Origin of the sequence: Propionivibrio sp., assembly GCF_049316945.1 — a bacterium.
GTDB lineage: Bacteria > Pseudomonadota > Gammaproteobacteria > Burkholderiales > Rhodocyclaceae > Propionivibrio.
The window spans coordinates 1-2,188 of the sequence record NZ_JBMOJE010000333.1; the positions used below are offsets into that span (position 1 = coordinate 1).

General features: G+C 50.9%; 3 protein-coding genes. All 3 read left to right on the forward strand.

All coding sequences use genetic code 11. The annotated features are described in order from the left end of the window. The first annotated feature begins 273 nt into the window (after positions 1–273). The 3 genes from ACOYNV_RS27745 to ACOYNV_RS27755 are packed head-to-tail and all read left to right on the forward strand — an operon-like array spanning position 274 to position 1,902. Positions 274–990 carry an AAA family ATPase gene (locus tag ACOYNV_RS27745; protein WP_422903054.1) on the forward strand — a complete coding sequence of 239 codons (717 nt, stop codon included), beginning with the start codon at positions 274–276 and terminating at the stop codon, positions 988–990. Next, positions 965–1,279 carry a hypothetical protein gene (locus tag ACOYNV_RS27750; RefSeq protein WP_422903055.1) on the forward strand — a complete coding sequence of 105 codons (315 nt, stop codon included), beginning with the start codon at positions 965–967 and terminating at the stop codon, positions 1,277–1,279. Before ACOYNV_RS27745 ends, ACOYNV_RS27750 begins: the two co-directional genes overlap by 26 nt. After that, complete coding sequence (locus ACOYNV_RS27755; RefSeq protein ID WP_422903056.1) at positions 1,276–1,902, forward strand: helix-turn-helix domain-containing protein; 627 nt, start codon at positions 1,276–1,278, stop codon at positions 1,900–1,902. The genes ACOYNV_RS27750 and ACOYNV_RS27755 overlap by 4 nt, the downstream gene beginning before the upstream one ends. The last annotated feature ends 286 nt before the right edge of the window (positions 1,903–2,188 follow it).

Consider the following 2,188-nt stretch of genomic DNA (forward strand, 5'->3'; position numbering starts at 1 on the left):
ATTGACGGAAAACCTGCCTGGGAGAGTTTCCGTATGAAAACGTTTTCCGACAGTGTTTATCGCACATGTTTTCTGCATAAACCCGACGGGAAAACGACTGACTGTCACTGGTGACGGAAAACAAGTGTTTTCCGTCAAACTCGCACCAATGCTGGCTTTGCGCCGCATTGGATAAATTCCGCCGGTTTGGGCTTACAACCCCTTGTGATGGACATTAAAATGTTTGCAATGTTTGCAATGTTTGCAAACATTGTTTTGACATAAATCAAAACAATGTTTAAAATCAATGCCATGATGACAATCTTTAAAAGGGTTACCATGATTGTTTTGATTGCAAACGAAAAGGGTGGTGTCGGCAAGACAACCATTGCCGTTAACCTTGCCGCTATGTGCCGACTGGCCGGGCATGATGTACTGCTGGTGGATACCGACCGGCAAGAGTCGGCTGGCACTTGGGCCGCAATGCGCCACGAAAACGATTTTCAGCCGACCATTACCTGCGTCTCAAAAACCGGCAAGGTTGGGCGCGACCTGGTGGAGCTTGGGCAAAAGTATGGCATGGTGATTGTGGATGCCGGGGGCCGGGATTCACTGGAGATGCGCCAGGCGCTTGCTGTGTGCGATTTGTGCCTGATACCAATCAAGCCAGCACAGTTCGATGTGTGGTCACTGTCACGCATGGCGGCACTGCTGCGCGACGTGGCAGAGCGGATGGACAGAAAGGTGAACGCTGTTGCCGTTTTGAATGGCGCGAGTCCTAACCCGTCGGTTCGCGAGACAATCGAAGTCAAGGAAGCGTTGTCCGATTACTCTGAACTTTTTACCGTGATGGAGCCAGTCGTCACCGAAAGAATCGCCTTTCGCAAAGCCTCAAGGGACGGTCTTGGGGTTGTCGAACTTGCCACTGGGTTGGCCGATGCCAAGGCAAACATTGAAATGTCCGCACTTTACAAGGAGGTGTTTGGTGTCAACTTCGCAAAACAAAATTAGGACGCTGCCACCACGCACGGCTGAATCCGCGCTTGGTGATTTGGACAAGCTCAACGATTGGACTGAACAACCGTCAAAACAGGCTGCCAGCGCGATTACAGCGCCAGTTGATACGGTTGCACCAAAAGCCGAAATAAAGCCAGCCAGCGCCGGTCTGGTGACAATGACAACCCGTTATCCGACAGACATTGCGGCCAGGGTGCGGTTTTACGCCGGGACGCACTTTGGTGTAACGGTCAATTCGTTTTTGGTCGATGCGGCTCGGGAGAAGTTGGAGCGGGAGTCGTGAAAAGCATTCAAGGTGACATCGACACCACCTACACCACGCACCAGCGGGATATGTTCACATCCGGCTTGGTTGCCGAAATTGGCCCATCCGCCTTCGCAACTTGGCACGCAATCAAGTGGCACGCTGACTTTCAGACCGGGCAAAGCTACCCAGGTATCCGTCGCATTGCTGAAATAACCGGCATGAGTACGCCGACAGTTGTGACAGCCATAAAAATCCTGAAGTCAAAAAACCTTCTGCGCGTAAGCGGCAAGCGTGGCCAGCAAGATGTTTACGTTGCCCGCGAGAGACTGGATGTGCGGGTTGGCGGCAGGGTGATCTGCACGGTTGTTGTTGATTTTGTGCCTGCTGAGATGCGCGAGCGGCTCGCATTGCTTAAAAAGGCTGGTAGCGGCAATTTGGATGCTGAGGATGTGTGGGCGCAGGTTGATCTGTTGCCCGGCCCGGGAATGGTTTTAGACAAGGCTACAGGCACTTTCAGTGGAGAGATGCTTGCGGATGAAGTTCCAGAACAGGTGCCAGTTCAACCGCCGACGATGAAAAGCGTGGCCGAGGCCAAGGCGGCACTCAAACAGATAGCCGATCAAATGCGCGGTGTGCCTAAAAAACAAGCATCCGTGTAAATGGTTTACACGGTGCTAGTTCTGTGTAAATTTTTTACACGGTGCTAGTTCTGTGTAAATTTTTTATACAGAACGAAGTTAACGAAGTTAAAACAATAGGAAAACCACTGTTGACAAGCAGTGGACAACTTTGAAGCTCCTGGACAGCCGCTTTCCAATAAGAAGTCAGGGTACCGGGTCATTCGGGATTGGTGCAGCACGGCTTGTCTTGGATTGAATTCAACACAGTGCCATAAGATAATGGGTTTTATCTTAGGGCAAATTTTTTTGTGTAAAAATCTAAAGC

Coding starts and splice junctions, on each gene's coding strand:
- ACOYNV_RS27745 (WP_422903054.1), top strand. CDS start 274: ATGTTTAAAATCAATGCCATGATGACAATCTTTAAAAGGGTTACCATG.